Consider the following 24,080-nt stretch of genomic DNA (forward strand, 5'->3'; position numbering starts at 1 on the left):
GATCCTGAGGTTGCCGAAGTTGTCCAAGGGGTCAGCGACGACCTTCGCGCTTGCCCTCACGGTCCGCGCCGAACTCCTCGGCGAAGACCGACTCGTACTGCTTCATGAAGTCGGCGGCGGCCTCCACGAAGGTGTGGCCCGCCTCGCCGGTGTCGTGTTTGACCAGCTCTTCGATATACCGGTTGACGCTCATCCCGCGGGCCAGGGCCTTTTCGCGCGCCGCCTGGGCGGTGCCCTCGTCCACCCGGACGTTCAGCTGAGTCTTCGCCATACCTAGACGCTAGCGCGCATGTGCTAGCACCGGCAAGGGGGCGCCGAGGAGCGAAAAGGGATACCGGGTGTGCGCCCCGTCACACTACGCTCGGCCGGGACAAGGAACGAGGGACGTCGGTACGACATCGGGCCGTCCACGACCAGCAAGCCACCGAAGGAGGCAGCCTTGTCCACACCTGCTGCGGAGCACGCCCCCGGGCACCCGGAGGCAGACGGGACCGCGGCCCGCGCCCGCGCGCTGACGAAGGCGTACGGCACCGGTGAGACGACCGTGCTCGCCCTCGACTCGGTCGACGTGGACATCGCGCGTGGGCGCTTCACCGCGGTCATGGGTCCCTCCGGGTCGGGCAAGTCCACCCTGATGCACTGTCTGGCGGGGCTCGACACCGTGTCGGCGGGCCAGGTGTGGCTCGGCGACACGGAGATCACGGGGTTGAAGGAACGCGACCTGACCCGGCTGCGCCGCGACCGGATCGGGTTCATGTTCCAGTCGTTCAACCTGATCCCGACCCTGAACGCCGTCGAGAACATCACCCTGCCGATGGACATCGCGGGCCAGAAGCCCGACCAGAAGTGGCTGGACCAGGTCATCGACACACTGGGGCTGCGGGACCGGCTCAAGCACCGGCCGACCCAGCTGTCCGGAGGGCAGCAGCAACGCGTGGCCTGTGCCCGGGCGCTCGCCTCGCGCCCCGAGCTGATCTTCGCGGACGAACCGACCGGGAACCTCGACTCGCGCGCCGGGCTGGAAGTCCTCGCCTTCCTGCGCCAGGCCGTCGACGACCTCGGCCAGACCGTCGTCATGGTGACCCACGACCCCGGCGCCGCCGCCCACTCCGACCTGGTCCTCTTCCTCGCCGACGGACGGATCGTGGACGAGATGGCACGGCCCACGGCGGAGGCGGTCCTGGAGCGTATGCGCCTGTTCTCCGGAGGTCAGAGCCAGACCTCCTCCCCCGGCGAACCGGACGACGCCGGGGCCCCTTCCTTCACCAAGCCCACCGACAAGCCCACCGACGAGGACTGACACCCCGTGCTGAAGGCAACGCTCAGGAGTTTCCTCGCGCACAAGGGCAGACTCCTGCTCTCCGCGCTGGCCGTCGTCCTGTCCGTGGCGTTCGTCGCGGGCAGCCTGATCTTCTCCGACACGGTCACCCGTACCTTCGACCGGCTCTTCGCCTCCACCTCCGCCGATGTCACGGTGAACCCCCGCAAGGACTTCGAGTCGTCGGTACCGTCCGGCGAGACCCTGACCCTGCCCGCCTCACTGGCCCGGCGGGTCGCCGGTGTCGCCGGCGTGGCGGACGCCCACGCGGACGTGTCCGTCGAGAACATCACGGTCGTCGACGACCACAACAAGTCGGTGTCACCCACCACGGGCGCCCCCACGATCGCCACCGACTGGTACCGCACCGACCGCAGCCCCGTCGAACTCACCTCCGGCCGACTCCCCAGGGGTGACGGCGAGGCCCTGCTGGACGCGGACACCGCCGACAGCAAGGACGTGGGCATCGGCGACACGCTCACCGTCCACGCGCAGCCGGGGTCGTTCAAGGTGAGGATCGTCGGCATCGCCACCTTCACCACCACCAACCCGGGCGCGGCGCTGCTGTTCCTGGACACCGGGACCGCGCAGACCCGGCTCCTGGGCGCGCCGGACCGGGCCACGAGCATCTCGGTGACCGCCGCGAGCGGGGTGAGCGACGCCGAGCTGAAGAGCCGTATCGCGCGGCAGATCGGCACCACCGACTACGAGTTGAAGACGGCCGCCGAACAGGCCGAGTCGGCCGCGGCCCAACTCGGCGGATTCCTCGACGTGATCAAGTACGTCATGCTGGGCTTCGCCGGCGTCGCGGTGCTCGTCGGGGTCTTCCTGATCGTCAACACCTTCTCGATGCTGATCGCCCAACGCACACGTGAACTCGGCCTGTTGAGGGCCCTCGGCGCCGACCGACGGCAGGTGCGCCGATCCGTGCTCACGGAGGCGGTACTGCTCGGTCTGGTCGGCTCGACGCTCGGCCTCGCCGCCGGGATCGGGCTGGCGGCCGGGCTGATCCAGCTGTTGAGCGCGATCGGCATGAACCTCAAGTCCGCTGACATGGTGGTGGGTTGGCCGACTCCCGTGTCGTCGTACGCCGTCGGCCTCGGGGTCACCTTCGTGGCGGCCTATCTGCCGGCCCGCCGCGCCTCGGTCGTCTCTCCCATGGCCGCGCTCCAGGACGCCGAGATCGCGGGCGTGGGGCGGCCGTTGCGGGTACGGGCGGTGGTCGGGGCGATCGTCGGGGCACTCGGGGCCGCCGCACTCGTGGGCTGCGCCACGGCCGATGAGACGTCGACCTCCGCCTCCCTCCTGGGACTCGGGGTCGCGCTCACCCTCGTGGCGACGGTGATCGCGGGCCCCCTGCTGGTCCGACCGGTCGTCCGGGTCCTCGGCGGGGCGTTCCCGGCGCTCTTCGGGCCGGTCGGCCGGATGAGCCAGCGCAACGCCCTGCGCAACCCCCGCCGTACGGGGGCCACGGCCGCCGCGCTGATGGTGGGCCTCGCCCTGGTCGGCGGAATGTCCGTGGCCAGCGCCTCCATGAGCAAGTCCTTCGACGAGCAGATCGACAGGACGCTGGGCGCCGACTTCGTCCTCCAGAGCGACAACCGCGTGCCGTTCCCCCGGGAGGTCACCGACAAGGTGCGGGCCACGGACGGTGTCGGTCTCGTCGTACGGCAGCGGTTCGTCCCGGTCGCGGTGCGGCTCCCGGACGGCAAGCGCCTGGAGACGACGGCCGCCGGGTACGACACCCGGCTCGACGACGTCGCCCATGTCGCCTACGCACAGGGCGACACGGCCGCCGCACTCGCGGCCGGCCATCTGGCGATGTCCGCCGACTACGCGAAGGACCACGACGTGCGCGTCGGCACGGTGCTGCCGGTGGAGTTCCCGGACGGCGGCCGGACCGAGCTGACGGTCGGCGCCCTCACCGAACAGGACAGTGCCGACGGGTTCGGGCCGCAGGGCGGGATCTACTTCGGGATCGCCGTCGCCGAGCGGTACGTACCCGGTGGCCAGGAGTCCGCGCTGTACGTCAACGCCTCGTCCGGCACGAGCGCCGACAAGCTGCGGCCCGCGCTGGAGCGAACCCTGGACCCGTATCCGCAGATCAAGGTGCGTGACCAGGCCGACTACAAGGAACTGATCCGCAACCAGATCGCGGTACTGCTCTACCTCGTGTACGCGCTGCTGGGGCTCGCGATCGTCATCGCGGTGCTCGGCGTGGTCAACACCCTGGCCCTGTCGGTGGTGGAGCGGACGCGTGAGATCGGGCTGCTGCGGGCCATCGGACTGTCCCGGCGGCAGCTGCGCCGGATGATCCGGCTGGAGTCGGTGGTGATCGCCGTGTTCGGCGCGGTGCTCGGACTCGGACTCGGGCTGGTGTGGGGCGTGTGCATCCACCGGGTGCTGGCCCTCCAGGGCATGGAGGCGCTGGCGATTCCCTGGGGAACGATCGTCCTGGTGGTCGTGGGCTCGGCGGTGGTCGGCATCGTGGCCGCGCTGCTGCCCGCGCTGCGCGCGTCCCGGATGAACGTGCTGGCGGCCATCGCGCACGAGTGAAGGGCGGCGCGCCTGGGCTCGGCGGGGGCTCATGGGCGGGTGCCATGGGGCTGGGCGCGCAGTTCCCCGCGCCCCTTTGGTAGGGGCCTGCGGCCCCACCAAAGGGTGCGAACAGGCCCGTGGTGCGTGCAGTCGTGTGCCGCCGATCGGGTTGCGCCTATGGCGCTGTGCAGAGCGGGAAGTGACTGCTGATCAGACGGTCAAATGCCTGGTCAGTGTGATGGTGTTCGCTCCGGGGCGGCGGTCTGACGACGGGTCGGTGCCGCCGTGCGGGTCAGTCGGGTGGGTGGCTCGAGTGGTGGGGCGGACGCATCTGACTGACGGTGGATCACGTCGGGGCCGGGTCTCGTCAGCTGACATCACGTCAGCGCCCTGGTCACGGCGGAAGGATTTCGACCATGCGCTCTGCCCGCCTGCTCCTCGCTACCGCGACGGCCACGGCCGCTCTCGCGATCGCCGCGCCCGGCGCGTTCGCCGCCGCCGGTGGCGACTGGGACAACGGTGACTCTTCCTACAGCAAGGAGCACGACAAGGACAGCAAGCACGACAAGCCGAACGGTGGAATGCACACGGGTGGCGGTGCGCTCACCGCGGTGAACGAGGGCGACTGGAGCAAGGGCGACAGCTCGGAGGACAGCAAGAAGGAGGACTGGAGCAAGGACGACAGCGCCGACGACAGCAAGAAGGACGACTGGAGCAAGGACGACAGCTCGGACGAGAGCAGCAAGGGCGACTGGGGCTCCAAGCACCAGAAGCCCAGCGGTGGCATGCACACCGGTGGCGGAGCGCTCGCGTCCCCGGGTGTCACGGCCGGCGGGATGGCGGCCCTGGCGGTCGTCGGCGCCGGTGCGTTCGCGATGCGCCGCAGGAACGCGGCCGACGGGGTGTCCTGACCGATGCCTGACATAGCAGCCGGGGCCGTCGCGTGCGCACATCCACCTGTGCGCACTGCGGCGGCCCGGCCGGTTTTCCTCCGGTCCGCCTTCAGCCGCTCCCTCGTCCGCTCCCTCCTCCGTTCCCGCTCCCGTTCCCGTTCCCGTGCCCGCCCCCGCTGCCCTGTCTTCCGTCTGCGCTGATTCCGTTCAGCTGTGTTCCCGTGAGGTGGTTCCCAATGGCAACCCGGTTGCCTTCCCCTGTCGGGGCCGAGGCCGTGTCGTCCGGCCGACGGTCCCTCGTGCGTCTGGTCGCGTGGGCCGTCGTACTGCTGATCCCGGTGTTCTTCCTCTTCTCCGGAAACGACGAGTCGTCCGACGACTCCCGCGCGCCGCGCGCCGCCGCGGCCCACGCTCCCTCCTCGTCGGTCGCGCCGAAGCCCTCGGCCACCGGGCCGGCCGGAAAGCATCTGCCGCGGGCCCGTCCGACGCGGCTGCTCATTCCGGCCATCGGCGTCAGTGCCCCCTTCGTCGGCCTCGCCATCGGCGACTCGGGCCAGCTCGAACCCCCGCCGGCCGACGACACCAACCTGGTCGGCTGGCAGGCGGACGGCGTGTCCCCGGGAGAGGCCGGGACGGCGATCATCGCCGGGCACGTCGACACCGCGACCTCCGCCGCGGTCTTCGCCGGGCTCAGCGAGCTGAAGAAGGGGAACCGCTTCTCCGTCAACCGGTCCGACGGACGCACGGCCGTCTTCGTGGTCGACAGTGTCGAGACGTTCGCCAAGGACGACTTCCCCGACCAGCGCGTGTACGCGGACACCCCACAGGCCCAGGTCCGGCTGATCACCTGCGCCGGCGACTACGACCACGCCGTGCGGGACTACACCGACAACCTCGTGGTCTTCGCCCACCTCGTCTGACCCGTGGGCGTCCGGCTGAGGCCCACCTGGGGGATCAGCGGTGGCGAGCCGGAACACCCGCTCCTAGCTTCGGCATATGACCAGACGACATATCACCCACCTCGTGTGCACCGCGGCTGTCGTGGCGGCGGGGCTGGGTGCCGCGGCGCCGACGGACCACCGTGCGGCGCGTCAAGTACTCCGAGTCCACCGGGTACAGCCCGGCGAATCGATCCAGCAGGCGGTGGACGCCGCCCGGCCGGGGGACACCGTTGTCCTCTCCCCCGGCACCTACCACGAGAGCGTCCGCATCACGGTGTCGGGCCTGACGCTGCGGGGCTCCGTCGCCGGACCCGCCGTCATCGTGCCCGGAACGGCCTCCGCCGACAGCACCTGTGCCGCCGCGGGCAACGGCATCTGCGTGACCGGCACGAAGAGCGCTCCCGTCAAGGGAGTCACCCTGCGCTCGCTGACGATCCGGGGCTTCGCCAAGAACGGCCTGTGGGCGTCGTGGACCGATCAGCTGAAGGTCCAGAACGTGACCTCCGAGAAGAACGGGCAGTGGGGCATCGCCCAGGAGAGGTCCGTACGCGGCGTGTTCAGCCACAACGTCGCCGAGCGCAACGGCGACGCCGGACTCTTCGTCGCCAACACCGTCGACCGGGAGGACGGCGCCCAGGACACCAAGGGCACCGAGATCGACCACAACCGGCTGGTCGGCAACCGCATCGGCATCACGGTGCGACGCCTGCGGAACCTGACCGTCGACCACAACGAGGCGACCGGGAACTGCACCGGAGTGTTCGTCGTCGGCGACGAGGGCACCCCCCGCGCCGGGGCGATGACCCTCAGCCACAACCGCGTCCAGGCCAACAACAAGCTGTGTCCGAAGACCCCCCGACTGCCCTTCCTGCAGGGCTCGGGCATCGTCCTCACCGGCACCGAGAAGACCCTGGTGACCAAGAACAGAGTCGAGGACAACGTGGGCACCTCTCCGCTGTCGGGCGGCATCGTGCTGTTCAAGAGCTTCGTGGGCGCCCTCAACGAGAACAACGAGATCCGCGACAACGTGGTGCGGCGCAACAGCACCGCGGACCTCGTCGACGGGGACCCCAGCAGGAACAACACCTTCCGCGGCAACGCCTGCGGGGTCTCCCAACCCGCCGGAATGTGCTGACCGACCGACGCCCCATCCGGCCAACCCGCCCCACCCCCACACGGCACCACCAGAGAGGCGAGGCACCACATGACGACCGTTGATCCGGCTCCCCCCGCTCCCCCGGCCCTCCCCACTCCCCCGGCACCCATGCGGCTGCGGGAGCTCGTGTTCGGGGCGGCCTGCGCCGCCGCCGTACGCGCCGCCGCCCGACTGGGCGTCGCCGACGCCCTCGACGACACGCCCACGACCGTCGAGGACCTGGCGGCGGCGGTGAAGACCCAGCCCCGCACCCTCAGGCGGCTGCTGCGCGCGCTGTCCTGCCAGGGCGTCTTCGCGGAGCGCCCCGACGGCACGTTCGTCCACACGGAGATGTCCCGGCTGCTGCGCGAGGACGACCCGCACAGCCTGCGCTACATCGCGCTGTGGTGCACCGAGCCGTGGACGTGGAACGTCTGGCCGCAGCTGGACGAGGCGGTGCGCTCCGGCCGCAACGTCTTCGAGGACATGTACGACAGGGAGTTCTTCGCGTACCTCAACGAAGAGGCCCCCGAGTCGGCGTACGTCTTCAACCGGGCCATGACGACGTCCAGTGAGCAGTCCGCGCGGGACGTCGCGAACCTGCTGGACCTGAGCGGGGTGTCCTCGGTCGCCGACATCGGCGGCGGTCAGGGTCAGGTCGTGGCCAGCCTCCTGGAGAAGCACCCCGGGATGCACGGCACGCTGCTCGACCTGCCCGGCGTGGTGGGGAACGCCGACCCGCGGCTGCGTGACGGGGGTTCACTGTCCGCGCGGGTGACCGTCGTGGCCGGAGACTGCCGGGAGGACATCCCCGTGCGGGCGGACGTCTACATCATCAAGAACATCCTGGAGTGGGACGACGAGAGCACCCGCCGGGCGCTGGCGAACGTCCGCAGGGCGGCACTGCCCGGTGCCAGGGTCATCGTGATCGAGAACCTCGTGGACGACACCCCGTCGATGAAGTTCACGACCGCCATGGACCTGCTGCTGCTCCTCAACGTCGGCGGTGCGAAGCACACCCGGCAGAGCATGGTCGACCGGCTGACCGACGCGGGCCTGGTCATCGGTGAGATCCGTCCCGTCAACGCGTATCTGCACGCCTTCGAGTGCACCGTCCCCGGCTGAGCGACCGTCACAGCCGAAACCCCGAGGCCGGTACCGCGGATGTCGCGGTACCGGCCTCGGGGTTTCGCACGCCGCTCGCGTCGCTCAGGAGCCGGCACCCCGCTCCCACTGGTAGAAGCAGCGCGCCATGGCGTCCTTGGGGCTGCGCCACGTCAGCGGGTCGTACGCGGAGACGTACGCCGACAGCTTGTCGCTGACGCTGCGGAACTCGGGGTGCCCGGCCACCTTCGCGATGGCGGGTGCCGGGTCCTGGTCGGCCTCGATGAAGTGCAGGTACACGTCGCCGTACTGGAAGAGGCTGCGGCGGGTGACACCGACGAGGTGCGGGAGTTCACCGCTGTCGGAGGCGGCGAACAGGTCGGCGATCGCCGGCGCCGATTCGGGTGCCATGCGGGCGACGATCAGGGCGTGGTGCATCGGGTCGTCCTTCCTGGTCCGGTGGTTCAGCGGGGCAGGGGGGCGTTCTGACGGTCGCGGGCGACCTGCTCGATCCGGTCCCGGATGAGCGCCATCTGCGTACGGGAGTTGCGGTTGATGTTGTCCGTCATCCAGTCGTCGTCGACCGGGGCGTCGGGCTTCATCGCGAAGTCCTGCGTCCAGCGCATCTGGGTGCCGCCCGGCAGCTCCGTGTACTCCCACAGGATGTTCATGTGGGCGAAGGGGCCCGTCTCCACCCGGCGGGCACGGACGGTCCGGTTGGCCCGGTCGACGGTGCGTTCGGAGACCCAGCTCCAGACCTTGCCGTTGTCGTCCGGGTACATGGTGAGGCGGAAGGCCGTCGTGTCGCCCTCGCGGGAGAGTACTTCGAGGGACGAGTACTCGGTGAAGAGGCGGGGCCAGTTCTCGATGTCGTTGGTGATGTCCCAGACGAGGTCGAGCGGGGCGTCGACGGTGATGCTGTTCTCGGTGTGTCCTGACACTTTCAGGCTCCAGCCTTGAGGGTGCTGTTGACGAGGTCGAGGAACTCCTGGGGCGTCCTGCAGCGCTCCGAGTCCGGGGGCAGCGAGCGGCCGTACTGGTTCTCCAGTTCGCCGACGATGCCGAGCAGGCCGAGCGAGTCGAGGCCGAGGATCCCGAAGGGAGTGTCGGAGGCCCGCTCGAGTTCCCGGGAGTCGACGGTGACTCCGGCGCCCTTCTTGATGAGGGTGGCCAGTTCGTCGTAGGTCAGTTGGGTGGTGAGCATGCGGTGTTCTCCTTCCCGCCCGGTGCTATCGGGCGGAGTCGTCCGAACGGCGCACTACCAGCGCCGCGTTGGAACCCATCAGTCCCCGGCTGAGGACCAGGGCCGTGCGCGGCTCGGCGGGGCGAGCGCGGGACATCACCAGGTCGAGGTCGTGGCAGATGTCGAACACGTTGGGGGTGGGCGGGATCAGGCGGTGCTCCATGGCGAGCACCGCGGCCGCGATGTCCAGCACGGGCGCCCCGCAGTAGGCGCGCCCGATGCCGGTCTTGGGCGCCGTGACGGGGACCCTGGTGCCGTGCGCGCCGAGGGCGTCGGTGATGGCCAGCGCTTCCGCGCGGTCCGCCGCCGGCACACCCAGGGCGTCGGCGAACACGACGTCGATCTCCTCCGGGGCGCATCCGGCCTCGTCGAGGGCGCCCCTGATGGCGTGGGCGAGCCCCTCTCTGGACCGCTCCCAGCGGGAGGCCCCGGTGAAGGTGGCGGCGTGGCCGGCGACGGTGGCACGGACGGCCGCCCCCCGCTCCCGGGCACGGTTCTCGTCCTCGACGACGAGCATGGCGCCGCCCTCCGCGGGTACGAAGCCGCAGGCGCTCCTGGTGAAGGGGCGGTAGGCGCGGGCCGGGTCCTCGACGGTGCTGAGCTCCGCGTATCCGAGCTGGCAGACCATCGAGTACGGGGCGAGGGGCGCCTCGGCGCCGCCGACGAGGACCGCACCGGTTCCACGTCCTACGGTCCGGGCGGCGTGCGCGACGGCGTCCAGACCGCCGGCCTCGTCGCTGGCGACCACTCCACACGGTCCCTTGAAGCCACCCCGGATGGAGATCTGGCCGGTGCTGGCGGCGTAGAACCAGGCGATGGACTGGTACGGACCGACGTACCGGGATCCCTGGCCCCACAGTTTCTGGAGCTCGCGCTGCCCGAACTCGCCGCCGCCGGATCCGGCGGCGGTGATCACCCCGATGTCGTACGGGTCCGGGGGTTCGCCCCGGGCGATTCCGGCGTCGTCGAGGGCGAGTGCGGCGGCGGCCATGGCGAAGTGGCTGAACCGGTCGGTCTGGACGAGGAACCGTTCCTCGATGAGGCCCGCGGCGTCGAAGCCCCGGACCTCACCCGCGACGCGGAGCGGCAGATGCCCGCACCCCTCACGGCTGATCCCGTCCAGGACGACGAGGCCTTCGCCGACGGCCTTCCAGTAGGAGTCGGCCCGCAGGCCGTTGGGCGCGATCACACCGATTCCGGTGATGGCCGCGCGTGAGGCGCGCCGAGTGCGCCGACTGTTCCGAGCTGACTGAGCTTTCATCGGGCTCTCCCTCCCGGCCCGGTCAGCAGCACGGCCGACTGGAAGCCGCCGAATCCGCTGCCGACGGAGATCACGTTCCTGAGCCTTCGCTGGCGCGCGGTACGCGGTACGTAGTCCAGGTCGCACTCGGGGTCGGGTGTCTCGTAGTTCGCCGTCGGCGGCACCACCTGGTGCTTGAGCGCCAGGACGCAGGCGACGACCTCGATCGCGCCGATCGCGCCGAGTGAGTGGCCCACCATGGATTTGATGGAACTCATGGGTGTGTCGTAGGCGTGCGCGCCCAGGGACCGCTTCACCGCGGCGGTCTCGTGCCGGTCGTTCTGCTTGGTTCCGGAGCCGTGGGCGTTGACGTAGTCGATCATCGTGGGGTCGAGGCGGGCCTGGTCGAGCGTGGAGTCGATCGCCCGGGCCATCTCCAGTCCCTCGCTGGTCAGACCGGTCATGTGGTAGGCGTTGCCGAAGGTGGCGTAGCCGCCGATCTCGCAGTACACGTGCGCGCCGCGGGCCCGGGCGTGCTCGTACTCCTCCAGGACGAGCACCGCCGCGCCCTCGCCCATCACGAAGCCGTTGCGGCGGGCGTCGAAGGGCTTGGAGGCGTGTTCGGGGTCGTCGTTGTTGTCCGACGTCGCCTTGATGGCGTCGAAGCACGCCATGGTGATCGGCGATATCGGCGAGTCCGCCGCGCCGGCGATGCAGATGTCGGCGCGGCCCTCCTCGATGGTGTGGAAGGCGTAGCCGACCGCGTCGATCCCGGAGGTGCAGCCGGTGGAGACGGTCTGCACCGGGCCCTGTGCGCCGAACTGCTCGGCGACGACCGAGGCGAGGGTGCTCGGCGAGAACGCCCGGTGCAGTTGCGGGTCGGCGCCGCGGGGGTCCACGTCCCACCGCTGTCCGCCCTCGCTGACCCGCACGTAGTCGTGTTCCAGACGGGTGGTGCCGCCGACGGCGCTGCCCAGCGAGACCGCGACGCGCCAGGGGTCCTGCGTGCCGGTGTCGAGGCCGGAGTCGCCCACGGCTTCGGCGGCGGCGACCATGGCGAACTGGATGTAGCGGTCGGCGTGTTGGCTCACATCCGGGTCGAGGCCGTGCGCGAACGGGTCGAAGTCGCATTCGGCGGCGATACGCGAGCGCAGGCCCGCCGGATCGAACAGCGTGATACCCCGGGTCGCGGTACGGCCGCCCGAGAGGAGGTCCCAGAACGCGGTGGCGCCGGTGCCTCCGGGAGCGACCACACCGATACCGGTGACAGCCACCCGCCGGGTCACCGTATGGCCTCGCTTCGTGCGGACCGCTGTCCGTGGTCCGGGGCCGGCCGGTCCGGGCCGCCGACGGCGAACTCCGTGCCGGGTACGGCGGTCTCGGTCACCTCCGTGTCGACGTGACCGAGGCTGGGGCGGGGGGCGAGCGGGCCCAGGTGGAAGACCATGCGGGCCTCCACGTCACCGACGTTGCGGAAGCGGTGGCGTACGTCGATGGGGATCAGGAGGCCCTGGTCGGGCCTGAGGGCGTGCGTCTCGCCGTTCAGGTCCACTTCGAGGGCGCCCGAGACGACGTACACGAACTCCTCGGAGTACGGGTGGTAGTGCTCGCCGATGCGCTCGCCGGGCTGGACGATCGCCAGGCCCATGAAGCCGCTAGTGGAACCCACGGTGGCGGGCGTCAGCACGGCCCGCAGGTCGCCGCCGCGTCTGCGGTTGGGTTCGGTCTCGCTCAGGGCCACGATGCATGGGTGATGCTTGTTCATGGTTGACACCTCCGGGTGGGGCAGGGACGTCGTCCGGGCGGGGCGGGAGCGGCGCGGACCGCGCCGTGGCGGTCCGTCAGGAACGCGCCGAGCTGCGGTCGGTGACGGGCATCATGTCGGCGTGCGACAGGAGGCGGTTGAGGTTGCGGTCCGTCTCCAGGGAGCCCTCGACACCGATCGCGGCACCGTCGAGGAGACGCTCCAGCTCCGCTGCCTTCCCGGGGCCCCTGAGGCCGAGGGAGGACATGGGGTCGGCGTCGAGCTCACCGGTCAGGTCAACGAGTCGGACAACGATGTCATCGCGCTGGAAGACGGTGCTTCCGTACACCGGGCAGGCCGGGTCGTCCGCCGCGGCCTCGTCCTGGTGGGCGAGCAGCCGGGCCAGGTCCATGCCCCGGCCCTCCTTGGCCGGGTAGTACAGCGCGTGGCGCCGCAGTCCCGCGGGTGCCTTCTCGCCGGAGACCACGTGGTGGACGGCCGGGAGCGCGGCCCGGGTGAAGAAGACCCGCGCCGAGTCGGGGTCGCTGAGGTTCCGGTCCTGCTCCAGGTACGGGTTGATGGCCTCCTCGACCGCCCGCACCTCGGGCTGGCGGGCGACGTGGCGCAGTGCCGCGAGAAGGTCGCCCTCGACCTCCACGGCCCGTACGACCCGGTTGCCGTGCATGAAGAGGGAGGTGCGGCGCAGCCGGGTGGTGTCGTCGACCTGGGCCTCGGGCGAGGTGTAGCCGGCCAGGAGCTCGGCGACCTTCGACTCGGAGCCCGGCTTGACGGTGAAGGTGAGGGCGTGGCGTGCGACACCGTCGCCGACGCGAGCCGTCACCTGCATGGCCGCGGACGCCTGTTCCGGGGTGAGCGGGGCGTTGGGGGTCGTCTCCCGGAGGATGCTGTAGCGCATCGACCGGGTGTCCCGGACGCAGCTGTGCATCGGCCGTACGGTCTCGACGTGCTCCTCGCTGTTCACCCAGGCGAGGAAGGGCGGGGCGCTCTCCCACTCGCTGGTGATCAGCCACTGCGAGGGGTTCTCGATCGACTGGCAGAGCTGGTCACTGAGGTGACCGGGCACGGACGCGACATTGGTCCGCATGTGTTCGTACGCGTCCAGGAACTGCTGCTGGGCTCCTTCGTACAGGTCGAGCAGCAGGATCACCCGCAGCCTGGAGCCGTCGAACGCCGACTGCGATATGCGTCCCGAGATGGTCATCCGGCGCACCTCTCCTCTTTCGTCGTGGAAGGCGGGGAGCGACATCCGGATCCGATTGCCGGGGCCGCCATGAGCCGATCGTTGACGCGACTCGCCGTGTGCGCGACTCCCGCGGGGTCGGGCGAGTGAACCGTGCGCCATCCGGGTGCCTCCGGCGGGCGAAACCGTCCCCGGGGATGCACTGTGCAGGGGCATCTGCTCGCTGACCCGCGTCCCGGCCACGACCGGCAGACACTGGAGGCATTCGATGAACCGTGCGGAAGAGGCCGACGGCAATGGCGGCCACCACACCCCCGTCCTGATCGTCGGCGGATCCCTGGTGGGCCTGTCCACCTCCCTGTTCCTCGGTCGCCTGGGGGTGCCCCACACGCTCGTGGAGCGCCACTCGGGCACCTCGATCCATCCACGGGGGCGCGGGAACAACGTGCGCACCATGGAGTTGTTCCGGGTGGCCGGAGTGGAGCGTCGCATCGAGGAGGCGGCGTCGGTCCTGGCGGACAACCACGGCATCCTGCAGACGCCGAGTCTGGTGGGCGATGTCGGCGAGTGGCTGTTCAAGGAGATCGACCCCGGCGGCGGGCTCGCCCGGTTCAGCCCCAGCGGGTGGTGCCTGTGCAGCCAGAACGACCTGGAGCCGGTTCTGCTGGAGAGCGCGCGGGCGCTGGGCGGGGATCTGCGGTTCTCGACCGAGCTGATGTCGTTCGAGCAGGGCCCCGACGGGGTGACCGCTCAGGTCAAGAGCCGCGACACGGGTGAGCACACCACCATCCGGGCGGACTATCTCGTCGCGGCGGACGGTCCGCGCAGCCCGATCCGCGAGCAGCTCGGCATCGGGCAGAGCGGCCCGGGCGACCTGTTCCACAACGTGAGCATCACCTTCACCTCGCGCGGCCTGGCCGACGTGGTCGGCGACCGGCGCTTCATCGTCTGCTACCTGACCAGCCCGGACGCCGACGGGGCGCTGCTGCCGGTCGACAACCGGGAGCGCTGGGTGTTCCACGCGCCCTGGCACCCCGAACAGGGCGAGACACTGGAGGAGTTCACCGACGAGCGGTGCCGGGAGCACATCCGACGGGCCGTCGGCGTACCGGACCTGGACGTGGAGATCACCGGACGGGCCCCTTGGCACGCGGCCGAGCGAGTCGCCGAACGGTACGCGGACCGCAGGGTGTTCCTCGCCGGTGACTCGGCCCACGAGATGTCCCCCACCGGGGCGTTCGGCTCCAACACCGGTATCCAGGACGCCCACAACCTCGCCTGGAAGCTGGCGGCCGTGCTGGGCGGCTGGGCCGGTCCCGGGCTGCTGGCGTCGTACGACCTGGAGCGCCGGCCGGTCGCGGAGGCGACGAGCGCCCGTGCCTCCGCCCGCTCGGTCGAGCACAGCCACCCCGGTTACACCCCCGCTCCCGGTGCCGGCGGCCCGGGCGGCAGGAAGGGCGGCATCCTCAATGTGGCGCTCGGTTACCGCTATCCGCGGGGCGCTGTGCTGGGCGCCGATCCGGCTGTTCCGGTCGTGCCCGAGGGCGTACGGCTGACCGGTGAGCCCGGGAGCAGGGCTCCCCACCTGTGGCTGAACCGTGCCGGTACCCGGATCTCCACACTCGACCTGTACGAGAACTCCGTGGTGCTCCTCAGCTCCGCGGGCGGCGCCGGCGGATGGCACGACGCGGCGACGGAGGTGGCGCGCCGGCTGTCGATGCCGCTCGACTCGTACCGGATCGGCAGCGGGCCCGACGCCGAGCTGTCACCCGCGAGCGACCTGGACTGGGCGGATGCCCATGGCGTCAGCACGGACGGAGCGGTGCTGGTCCGCCCCGACGGCTTCGTCGCCTGGCGCTCGGAGGGGCCGTCGGCTGCTCCCGAGGCGGTGTTGCGGGAGGCCCTCTCGGCGCTGTTGGACCGGCGCTGAGCGCCTGACCCGTTTCCGTGCACGGAGACTGGGCGTCCGTGCACGGAAACGGGTTCGCCAGAGTGTCCGCCGCTCTGCTTGGCTCACCCCATGAGTGATCTGCGCATCCGCCCCGCCACCCACGCGGACATCGACTCCGTGCTGCGGTTCTGGCGCGAGGCCGCCGAGGGAACCAGCATCAGCGACGACCGCGACGGCGTGTCCCGACTCGTCGACCGGGACCCCGAGTCCCTGCTCCTGGCAGAGCGCGACGGAGTTCTCTCGGGCACGGTGATAGCCGGGTTCGACGGCTGGCGCTGCCATCTCTACCGGCTCGCGGTGCATCCGGAGCGGCGCCGGCAGGGCATCGGCTCGGCGCTGCTGGCCGCCGCCGAGGAACGGTTCGTACGACTGGGCGGGCGGCGCGCGGACGCCATGGTGCTGGAGCGCAACGAGAGCGGGCAGCATGCGTGGCGGGCGGCCGGGTACGGGTCCCAGGAGCAGTGGCGTCGCTGGGTGAAGCCGCTCGGCGACTGAGCCACTTTGCGCATCCTTTACTATTGGCGGACCAATTACTTCTCCGAGGAAAGGTGTGAGCGTCCGCCCATGGGCGAGCCTCCCAGTAGCGACAGCACCACTCGACGTCGAGCGATCCCGCCGGCCCTGCCCGACCATGGGACGGAGGTGAACCGATGACAGAAGTGCTTCTCCTCCTGGTCGCGATCCTGCTCTCCCTGGCCTGCGGCGCCTTCGTCGCGGCGGAGTTCTCCCTGACCACGGTGGAGCGCGGCGAGCTGGAGCGCGCGGTGGAGCGCGGCGAGCGGGGTGCCGCCGGCGCCCTGAAGGCCGTACGGAACCTCACGTTCCAGCTCTCCGGCGCGCAGCTCGGCATCACGGTCACCAACCTCGTGGTCGGCATGCTCTCCGAACCGTCGATCGCCGCGCTGATCGCGGGCCCGCTCGAATCGCTCGGTGTCTCGGCCTCGGCGGCCTCCTCGCTGGCCCTGGTGATCGGTACGGCGCTGTCGACCGTCTTCCTGATGGTCGTCGGCGAGCTGGTGCCCAAGAACTGGGCGATCTCCGCACCGCTGGCCGTGGCCAAGCGGGTGGCGACGCCGCAGCGCCTGTTCAGTGCCGCGTTCCGGCCGTTCATCACCCACCTCAACAACACGGCGAACCGTATGGTGCGTCTCTTCGGCATCGAGCCCGCCGAGGAGCTGGCCTCCGCGCGCGGACCCCAGGAACTGGCGGCACTGGCCAGACACTCCGCCAAGCTGGGCGCCCTGGAGCCCGACACCGCGGAACTGTTCGTACGGACCCTGAACCTCGCCGACCTCACCGCGGAGAACGTGATGACACCGCGCGTCCAGGTCGTCGCCCTCGACGCCCAGGCGACCTGCGAGGACGTGGCGAACGCGACGCGGGCAACCGGGCTGTCCCGGTTCCCCGTCTATCGCGGCAACCTCGACTCGGTCGTGGGTGTCGCGCACATCAAGGACTGCCTCGCGGTGCCGGCGGAGCGTCGCACCCGGGTGGCCGTCTCCGAGCTGATGCGCGAGCCGCTGCTCGTCCCCGAGTCGCTGACCGTGGACCGGCTCCTCGACCGGCTCTCCGGGAAGCGCACCATGGCCGTCGTCATCGACGAGTACGGCGGCACGGCGGGCGTGGCCACGCTGGAGGACATCGTCGAGGAGGTCGTCGGCGAGGTACGTGACGAGCACGACCCGCACGAGACGTCCGATCTCGACCCGGCCGGCACGGACGACGAGGGCCGCGCCCTCTACTCCGCGGACGGCGCGGCCCGCACCGACCAGCTCGCCCGCGTCGGTCTCCGGCTGCCGGAGGGCCCGTACGAAACACTCGCGGGCCTCGTGGCGACCGAACTGGGCCGGATTCCGCAGGTCGGTGACACGGTCGAGGTCGCCGGCTGGCACCTGGACGTGGTGGACGCGTCGGGCCGCAGGGCCGCGCGCGTGCTGCTGCACGCGCCACTCGTGAGGGAAGACGAAGAGGGAGGAGAGGCGAAGTGACCACCATCCAGCTGCTCATCGGTCTGGCGACACTGGTCGTCAACGCCTTCTTCGTGGGCGCCGAGTTCGCGCTGATCTCCGTCCGCCGCAGCCAGATCGAGCAGCACGTGGAAGAAGGGGCGGAAGGCGCCGCCGGAGACCGCGCCGACGGCGACCGGCGGGCGAAGAGCGTGCTGTGGGGCCTGGAGCACGTGTCCGCGCTGATGGCCGCGGCCCAGCTGGGCATCACGCTGTGCACCCTGATCCTCGGTGTGGTCGCGGAACCGGCGATCGCGCATCTGCTGGAGCCGGTGTTCCACGCGGTGGGCGTCCCCGAGAGCGCGGGCCACGCGGTGTCCTTCGTGATCGCCCTCGCCCTCGCCACGTATCTGCACATGCTGCTCGGCGAGATGGTGCCGAAGAACATCGCGCTCGCGGAGCCGGTGCGCAGCGCGCTGCTGCTCGGGCCGCCCCTGGTGACCCTGGCGCGGGCACTGAAGCCCGTGATCTTCACGATCAACGCCTTCGCGAACACGCTTCTGAAGCTGCTGCGCGTCGAGGTCAAGGACGAGGTCACGGCGACCTTCTCGGACGCCGAACTGGCTCGCCTGGTCCGGGACTCCGGCGAGGCCGGGCTCATCGACGACCGCGCGCGGGAACGTCTTCACGACGCCCTGGAACTGGGGCGCCGACCGGTGCGTGACGTGGTGCTCCCGCTCGAAAGCGTCGTCTACGCGCGCGTGGGCGTCACTCCGGAGGAGCTGGAGCAGTTGTCGGCCGAGTCGGGCTTCTCCCGCTTCCCGGTGGTGGACGACGAGCGCCGGATCGCCGGCTACCTGCACGTCAAGGACGCGCTGGACGCCACGCCCCGGGACCTCGCCTTCCAGGTGCGGGACATGCGGACCATCGCGAGCGTACGAGCGGACACCCCCCTGGACGACGTCCTCACCGCGATGCGGCGCAGCCGTACGCACCTGGCGGCGGTACAGGGCGAGGACGGGCTGCTGGCGGGCATGGTGACGATGGAGGACGTGCTGCGCGAGTTGTTCGGCCAGCGGGCGTAGACCGGCCGTCCCCACCCCCTCGAAGAGGTTGACCGACCGCCGGGTATGTGAACGGGCTATCATCTCTGTCGCCATGCAGACGAACACCTCATACACCAGCCTTGTCGCGGTCGGCGACTCCTTCACCGAAGGCATGTCGGACCGGCTGCCGGACGGTACCTACCGCGGCTGGGCCGACCTCCTGGCGGCCCGGATGGCCGCCCGCACCCCCGGTTTCCGGTACGCGAACCTCGCCGTGCGCGGGAAGCTGATCGGGCAGATCGCCACCGAGCAGGTGCCCGTGGCCGTGGCCATGGAGCCCGATGTGATCACGCTGGTGGGCGGGCTCAACGACACGCTCCGCCCCAAGTGCGACATGGGGCGGGTACGGGGACTCCTGGAAGAGTCCGTGGAGCGGCTGGCGCCCGCGTGCAAGCAGCTGGTGCTGATGCGCAGCCCCGGTCGCCAGGGCCCGGTCATGGAGCGCTTCCGGCCCCGTATGGAAGAACTGTTCGTCTGCATCGACGACCTCGCGTCCCGGCACGGCGCCCTCGTGGTCGACCTGTACGGGGCCCCGTCGCTCGGCGACCCCCGAATGTGGGACGTGGACCGGCTGCACCTCACAGCCGAGGGCCACCGGCGGGTTGCCGAGGCGGTCTGGCAGACCCTCGGCCACGAGGCCGAGGACCCGGAGTGGCGTACACCGATGGCAGCCACGGCACCGCTCGCCTGGGGCGCGCGCCGGGTCGCGGACGCCCGCTTCGCCCGGCAGTACCTGCTGCCGTGGATAGCGCGCCGGCTGACGGGACGCTCGTCCGGGGACGGCCGGACAGGCGCCCACTTCAGCGCCGAGCTGGGCAAGGCCTTCTGGGTCACCCCCGCGGACCACACGAACCCCGGCTCTGTGACGGACTGGCGACGGGTGGGGCACTGACCCGGAGTCCCGGTCGGCTGCCACGCACCGGTGAACGCGGGGCGCCACCTCCCTCCGTGCCATCACCCGCGGTTGTCGAGGTACTGCCGCTGCCGTTGTCGTAGGTGCGAGGTCCCACCCGTCCCGCAACCGGCAACGCCTCGGCACCGGATGCTGCGGCCCCCACACCCGGACGGGCCTGTGGAGGGGCGGCGGGGAACGCATGCGCGCACTCTGAGCGAGGATCCCGGCCGAGCCGTGGCGTGTCGGGGAGGACATCCGCTCGGGGATGTCCTCCCCGGTCGGAACGCGAACCTGGCCAACAGCCTCTTCAGAGTCGACCACACGTCTTCGGCCGGGTTGAACTCCGGAGCGCAGGACGGCAGTTGGTCAGACGGCCAGACGGTCAGCCACAAACGCGCGTCGATCAGCTCCCGCGCAGCGCGGCTCCCCGGCCTGAATCGCAGGTTTCACGTTGGAGACCGCCTCCCAGCGGCCCCCACGACGGAAGGCTCTTGATGGACAGTCGCATCGTGCAGGTGAAGATCCACCCCGCCATCGGTGTCGCCCGGGTCGGCAACAGTGCCGAAGCGCCCTTCATCGGCCCGGAATCACCGGACCAGAAACCGGCGGACCCCGGCTCCTACAAGGACGGTTCCGGGGCGCTCCGGAGGCAGGCCGCACGATTCCGTGTCTACGGCTACAACGCCGCGGGAGAGGTCGTACGGGAGCTGAAGCCGGGCGCCGAGGGTGTCTCCGAGATCCAGTGGACGGTGCATCTGGCCAACAAGAAGGCAGCCTGGTACCAGTTCCATCTGGCGCTGGACATCCCCGAGGGCAAGACGCTCACGGCGGAGCAATACGCTCGGCGCAACGCCGACGTGGTGGGCGCCGCGAGGACGAAGCTGGTCAACGATCCCGGAAGCCGCACTGTTCGCGGCTCGAAGACCGAGACTCAGAAGTTCGACACCGGCAAGATCATGGGCAAGGCGGTGTACCTCGGCGAGGTCTCCACCCGTTCCGACGGCCGCCTGGTGGTGCTCGGTGGCCGGGGAGACTCCGCCTCCTACACGAACCAGCCGATCACCGGGGTCACCAACAACAACACATGGTACGACGACGTGTCCGACGGCCCGGTGACGGCGAAGGTCAGTATCGACGGCCGGGACCTGACCGCCGTTCCGGCCTGGGTCGTGGTGGGACCTCCGCACTACGCCCCCGGCGTGAAGTCCGTCCGTACCCTCTACGACCTGCTCTTCGACGTCTTCGTCCAGGCCGGTTCGCTGACCCGCCCGCAGCAGATCTCGTTCGCCGATCACATCGAGCCGATATTCCGCAGGTTCTGCGATCTGCAGTGGGTCAACCACGGTTTCGCGACCCAGTTCGGCTGGAACGGCCCCAACTTCTTCCTCTCGCCGGCGATGCGCAAGAGGCTCGCCGATCCTTCCAACCGGAGCCGGGAACTGCGCCGCCAGACGTACGACTCCTTGCGCGACTACAACCGCGACGGGAAGTCCCCACTGCCGTGGCCGTGGCTGTACGGCGACGCCATGGCCAGCAAGCCCAAGTCCGTGCTTCAGCACCTGGCGCTGTCGCCGACCCAGGACTGGATGCTGCAGCGTTGGGCGGACGGGGCGTTCGTGGCCGGACCCCTGCGCCAGCCACGCCCCACGGTCGACGCCGCCCCGGTCGCCGAGCAGCCGGGGCTGCTGGACCGGGCGGCCCTGGAGGGCTGCGCCGCCGACGCGTTCCACCCGGGGATCGAGGTCACCTGGCCGATCAGGCACGCGAGCATGTTCAGCGCACCCTTCCGCATCCGGCACCGCGCCCCCTCCGCCGCTGAACCCGACTTCGGGCCCACCCTCACTCCGGAGGAGGCGGTCGCCGCCACTGGCCCCCTGCAGGCGCAGGGGCCCGGAGGCCTCACCCGCTGGATGGCGGCCCCCTGGCAGGCGGACACCGCGAGCTGCCGCTCCGGCTACGAGGTGCTGGCCAACCTGGGGCCCCGGTACAGCCCGTACCTGCCGACCTTCTGGCCTGCCCAGGTACCCAACCATGTGCTCAAGCTGGAGGACTTCGGGAAGGTCAACACCCCGTCGGCCGGGAGCGACGACAGCTCCCGGGAGGAGGCGTTCGAGCGACGGGCGACCTGGCTGCGCGGACTCAGCGGCACCATGAACCAGCAGCGCACACAGATGATCAGGGACTGGTCCAAGCTCGGCGTCGTCGAGGTGCGCGACTACACCGTGGGCGACGGAAAGTTCCCCGAACGGATCCTGGTGGAGTCGCGCCCGGGACAACCGCTCGATCAGGCCCCGGACACGGCGAACCTCGTCAACGTGCAGGTGCCGGAGGCGGGCCCGCATGTGTTGTCCGCGGTGGCGGGTCTCTCGCCCGAGAGAAGGCTCGCCGCCGAAACCGTCGAGGCCGAGTCCGCGGCACGGGCGGTCGGCGAGGTCGCCAGGGCGACCGGCTACCGCGAGGAGGAGATCACCGCCGGATACCTCGAAAAGCTCGATCCCTTCCGCGACGCGCGGTGAGCGCCGCACTCGCTCCCGGCGCGGACACCTACGACGTCGTGGTGGCGGGCGGCGGCCCGGCCGGCTGCGCCGCCGCGCTCACGCTCGCCCGGGCCGGCCGTACGATTCTGCTGGCGGACGCCGGCACCGGGCCTCCCAAGGTCGGCGAGACGCTCGTGCCCGCCGGGCGGCTCCTGCTCGGTGACCTCGGTGTCGCCGACCGCGTTCTCGACTCCGGGCATCTGCCCTGCTACGGCAGCCTCTCGGCGTGGGGTTCGGCCGACCTGCACGCCGTGGACTTCATCAACGACCCGCACGGCCATGGCTGGCACCTCGACCGGCGGTTGTTCGACCGGCGGCTGCGCGACGCCTCCCGCGCGGCGGGGGCCGAGGTCGCCGAGGGCTCGGCCGTACGCGAAACGGCGCGGGCGCCGGACGGCGGCTGGACTCTGGTCCTGCGCGGCGGCACGGGCCCTGCCGACACCGGGTCGGGGTCCGGGTCCGGTGGCGAGCGCAGGGTGCGCTGCCGCTGGGTGATCGACGCCACCGGCCGTGCCGCCGCGATCGCGGTCCGGCACGGGGCCCGGCGGCGGGTCCGGGACCGGCTCACAGCCCTGTACGTGCCCCTTGAGGCGGACCCGCTGGACACCGACCGCCGTTCACTCGTCGAGTCCGACGAGGACGGCTGGTGGTACACCGCCCCGCAGCCCTCCGGCGGGCGCCTGGTCGCCTACTTCACCGACACCGACCTGCCCGCGGCCACCCACACCGCACGCCACTTCCGCCGCCGGATGTCGGCCACCCGCCACGTGTCCCGATGGGTTCACCGCGACGGGCCCCCGCCGACGTCACCCGCGGCACCCCGCCGGGCCGCCGCGCACACAGCGCACCTGGACCGGGTGTACGGAGACGGCTGGACCGCCGCCGGGGACGCGGCGGTCGCCTTCGACCCGCTCTCCTCCCAAGGAGTGCTGACCGCCCTCTACACCGGGCTGAGCGCGGGCCTGGCCGTCGACGCCCGTCTGAGTCACCTTCCCTACGGCACGGATTCGGCCCTCGCCGCCTACGCGGACCAGGTCGAGGCCGCACGGAGCGCGTATCTGCGCGGCCACCGTGTCATCCACGCCCAGGAGGCCCGCTGGACCGACCGCTCCTTCTGGGCGCGGCGCCTGGCCGACCTCCCCGACTCGTCCTGGGGGGATCATCACCGTTCCGGTGGGTGACAGCCGCGCCGCGGCCAGCGCGAGCCACGCCTGCCCATCGCCGCGCTCCGCGTCTTCCAGGCGTGCCTGGCCCGGCTGCGATATTTTTTCGGCCCCTGCCGTACCTGGCGGGGGAGCGGTTGCCTGTGCTCGCCACGCGTGGTCCAGGGCGGCGAGCAGACTGTCGTGCTCGGCGCGCAGCCGGGTCAGCGCCTGTTCCTGGCCGGGGCCGAACCAGTCGGAGGCGGTGGCTTCGGCCAGGGCGAGGAAGAAGTCGCGATGCCGCCGGACGAGTCGGTCCTCCTCGCCGAGTTCGGCGAGGCGCTCGCGCCCGTAGTGGCGGATCGTCTCCAGCAGCCGGCAACGCGGCAACCCCTCCCGTTCGACGGTCAGGACGATGGACTGTGCCACCAGCCGCTCAAGAAGATCCAACACCTCGTGGCGGGAGAGGCCGTCGCCCGCGCAGACCCCTTCGGCCGCGTCCAGGGCGAAGTCGCCGTCGAAGACCGACAACCGGTTCCACAGCAGCCGCTCGGCCGGCGCGCACAGTTCGTAGCTCCAGTCGATCGCCGCGCGCAGAGTGCGCTGCCGCGGAAGCGCGGCCCGGCTGCCACCCGAAAGCAGCGCGAACCGGTCCTCCAGCCGGTCCGCCACCTGCCCCACACCGAGTGTCCGCAGCCGTGAGGCAGCCAACTCGATCACCAGCGGCAACCCGTCCAGATCCGTGCAGAGCCGGGAGACCTGGGCCTGGTTCGCCCCACTGATCCGGAAGGCCGCGTCGACGGCGGCCGTGCGGTCCCGCAGCAGTTCGACCGCGTCGTCCGGCCCGAGGGGCGGCACAGTGAAGACCCGTACGCCCGTCAGGTCCAGGGTCTGGCGGCTCGTCGCCAGGATCCGCAGCTCCGGAGCGGCTGACAGCAGCGTCATCACCAGCTCCGCACAGGCCTCGACCAGATGCTCGACGTCCCACGAAACCGGTGAACGCCACGGGCAGGTTTCCCATCCGCTCTGTACCAGTGCTCACGTTCTTGTCTTCCGCCGTCTCGGGCATTCACCGGACATCCGCCGCACCCGGTCGCCCTCTGGTGCCGCAGGGCGCTACGGATGCTTCCCGGCCGTGTCTGGACG

The 24,080-nt window shown here is 70.9% G+C and carries 22 protein-coding genes; 14 read left to right on the forward strand and 8 right to left on the reverse strand.

Features of this window, described 5'->3' with window-relative positions; translation table 11 throughout:
* Positions 1–31: 31 nt before the first annotated feature.
* Positions 32–271, reverse strand: coding sequence for a toxin-antitoxin system HicB family antitoxin (locus tag PV734_RS16075; protein WP_319098363.1), 240 nt, complete (start codon positions 269–271; stop codon positions 32–34).
* A gap of 168 nt (positions 272–439) precedes the next feature.
* Here PV734_RS16075 and PV734_RS16080 point away from each other — a divergent pair, with 168 nt between their 5' ends.
* The 6 genes from PV734_RS16080 to PV734_RS16105 all read left to right on the forward strand — a co-directional run bounded on the left by PV734_RS16080 (position 440) and on the right by PV734_RS16105 (position 7,950).
* Positions 440–1,300, forward strand: a complete 861-nt coding sequence (locus PV734_RS16080; protein WP_319289984.1) for an ABC transporter ATP-binding protein — start codon at positions 440–442, stop codon at positions 1,298–1,300.
* Between the two features lie 6 nt (positions 1,301–1,306).
* Positions 1,307–3,874, forward strand: a complete 2,568-nt coding sequence (locus PV734_RS16085; protein WP_319289986.1) for an ABC transporter permease — start codon at positions 1,307–1,309, stop codon at positions 3,872–3,874.
* 398 nt (positions 3,875–4,272) lie between these two features.
* Positions 4,273–4,767: a hypothetical protein gene (locus PV734_RS16090; RefSeq protein WP_319097590.1), complete on the forward strand. Its 495-nt coding sequence runs from the start codon at positions 4,273–4,275 to the stop codon at positions 4,765–4,767.
* Positions 4,768–4,985: 218 nt separating this feature from the next.
* Positions 4,986–5,669, forward strand: coding sequence for a class F sortase (locus PV734_RS16095; RefSeq protein ID WP_319289988.1), 684 nt, complete (start codon positions 4,986–4,988; stop codon positions 5,667–5,669).
* 76 nt (positions 5,670–5,745) lie between these two features.
* A complete protein-coding gene (locus PV734_RS16100; protein ID WP_319289990.1) occupies positions 5,746–6,825 on the forward strand; it encodes a nitrous oxide reductase family maturation protein NosD in 1,080 nt (359 codons plus the stop codon).
* A 69-nt stretch (positions 6,826–6,894) separates the two neighbouring features.
* Entirely contained in the window at positions 6,895–7,950 is a 1,056-nt protein-coding gene (locus PV734_RS16105; protein WP_319097593.1) for a methyltransferase, read from the forward strand.
* An 84-nt stretch (positions 7,951–8,034) separates the two neighbouring features.
* Here PV734_RS16105 and PV734_RS16110 read toward each other — a convergent pair whose 3' ends face one another.
* From PV734_RS16110 to PV734_RS16140, 7 genes are all read right to left on the reverse strand, one after another.
* Positions 8,035–8,367 carry a TcmI family type II polyketide cyclase gene (locus PV734_RS16110; protein WP_319097594.1) on the reverse strand — a complete coding sequence of 111 codons (333 nt, stop codon included), beginning with the start codon at positions 8,365–8,367 and terminating at the stop codon, positions 8,035–8,037.
* Positions 8,368–8,393: 26 nt separating this feature from the next.
* Positions 8,394–8,870 (reverse strand): SRPBCC family protein, encoded by a 477-nt coding sequence (locus PV734_RS16115; protein WP_319097595.1) that lies wholly within the window; start codon positions 8,868–8,870, stop codon positions 8,394–8,396.
* Between the two features lie 2 nt (positions 8,871–8,872).
* Positions 8,873–9,133: a phosphopantetheine-binding protein gene (locus tag PV734_RS16120; protein WP_319289992.1), complete on the reverse strand. Its 261-nt coding sequence runs from the start codon at positions 9,131–9,133 to the stop codon at positions 8,873–8,875.
* A 25-nt stretch (positions 9,134–9,158) separates the two neighbouring features.
* Positions 9,159–10,433 (reverse strand): ketosynthase chain-length factor, encoded by a 1,275-nt coding sequence (locus tag PV734_RS16125; protein ID WP_319097597.1) that lies wholly within the window; start codon positions 10,431–10,433, stop codon positions 9,159–9,161.
* The gene (locus tag PV734_RS16130) at positions 10,430–11,698 is read right to left on the reverse strand and encodes a beta-ketoacyl-[acyl-carrier-protein] synthase family protein (protein ID WP_319097598.1); all 1,269 of its coding nucleotides are present in this window, start codon (positions 11,696–11,698) and stop codon (positions 10,430–10,432) included. Before PV734_RS16130 ends, PV734_RS16125 begins: the two co-directional genes overlap by 4 nt.
* Entirely contained in the window at positions 11,695–12,177 is a 483-nt protein-coding gene (locus tag PV734_RS16135; RefSeq protein ID WP_319097599.1) for a cupin domain-containing protein, read from the reverse strand. Before PV734_RS16135 ends, PV734_RS16130 begins: the two co-directional genes overlap by 4 nt.
* A gap of 76 nt (positions 12,178–12,253) precedes the next feature.
* Entirely contained in the window at positions 12,254–13,378 is a 1,125-nt protein-coding gene (locus tag PV734_RS16140; RefSeq protein WP_319289994.1) for a SchA/CurD-like domain-containing protein, read from the reverse strand.
* Between the two features lie 247 nt (positions 13,379–13,625).
* On the opposite strand from PV734_RS16140, the gene PV734_RS16145 reads away from it, so the two are divergent.
* The 8 genes from PV734_RS16145 (at position 13,626) to PV734_RS16180 (ending at position 23,636) form a co-directional block, all read left to right on the forward strand.
* Complete coding sequence (locus tag PV734_RS16145) at positions 13,626–15,287, forward strand: FAD-dependent monooxygenase (RefSeq protein WP_319097601.1); 1,662 nt, start codon at positions 13,626–13,628, stop codon at positions 15,285–15,287.
* Positions 15,288–15,377: 90 nt separating this feature from the next.
* On the forward strand, positions 15,378–15,803 hold the full coding sequence (locus tag PV734_RS16150) for a GNAT family N-acetyltransferase (RefSeq protein ID WP_319097602.1): 426 nt from the start codon (positions 15,378–15,380) through the stop codon (positions 15,801–15,803).
* Positions 15,804–15,958: 155 nt separating this feature from the next.
* On the forward strand, positions 15,959–17,296 hold the full coding sequence (locus tag PV734_RS16155) for a hemolysin family protein (protein WP_319097603.1): 1,338 nt from the start codon (positions 15,959–15,961) through the stop codon (positions 17,294–17,296).
* A complete protein-coding gene (locus tag PV734_RS16160) occupies positions 17,293–18,339 on the forward strand; it encodes a hemolysin family protein (RefSeq protein ID WP_319097604.1) in 1,047 nt (348 codons plus the stop codon). Before PV734_RS16155 ends, PV734_RS16160 begins: the two co-directional genes overlap by 4 nt.
* A 73-nt stretch (positions 18,340–18,412) precedes the next feature.
* Complete coding sequence (locus PV734_RS16165) at positions 18,413–19,252, forward strand: SGNH/GDSL hydrolase family protein (protein WP_319097605.1); 840 nt, start codon at positions 18,413–18,415, stop codon at positions 19,250–19,252.
* Positions 19,253–19,749: 497 nt separating this feature from the next.
* Positions 19,750–21,771: a LodA/GoxA family CTQ-dependent oxidase gene (locus tag PV734_RS16170; RefSeq protein WP_319289996.1), complete on the forward strand. Its 2,022-nt coding sequence runs from the start codon at positions 19,750–19,752 to the stop codon at positions 21,769–21,771.
* Positions 21,768–22,973 (forward strand): NAD(P)/FAD-dependent oxidoreductase, encoded by a 1,206-nt coding sequence (locus PV734_RS16175; RefSeq protein WP_319289998.1) that lies wholly within the window; start codon positions 21,768–21,770, stop codon positions 22,971–22,973. Before PV734_RS16170 ends, PV734_RS16175 begins: the two co-directional genes overlap by 4 nt.
* A 138-nt stretch (positions 22,974–23,111) precedes the next feature.
* Positions 23,112–23,636: a hypothetical protein gene (locus PV734_RS16180; RefSeq protein ID WP_319290000.1), complete on the forward strand. Its 525-nt coding sequence runs from the start codon at positions 23,112–23,114 to the stop codon at positions 23,634–23,636.
* Positions 23,637–24,080 lie beyond the last annotated feature (444 nt).

Source organism: Streptomyces sp. AK08-02 (assembly GCF_033795085.1).
Classification (GTDB): Bacteria; Actinomycetota; Actinomycetes; order Streptomycetales; family Streptomycetaceae; genus Streptomyces; species Streptomyces echiniscabiei.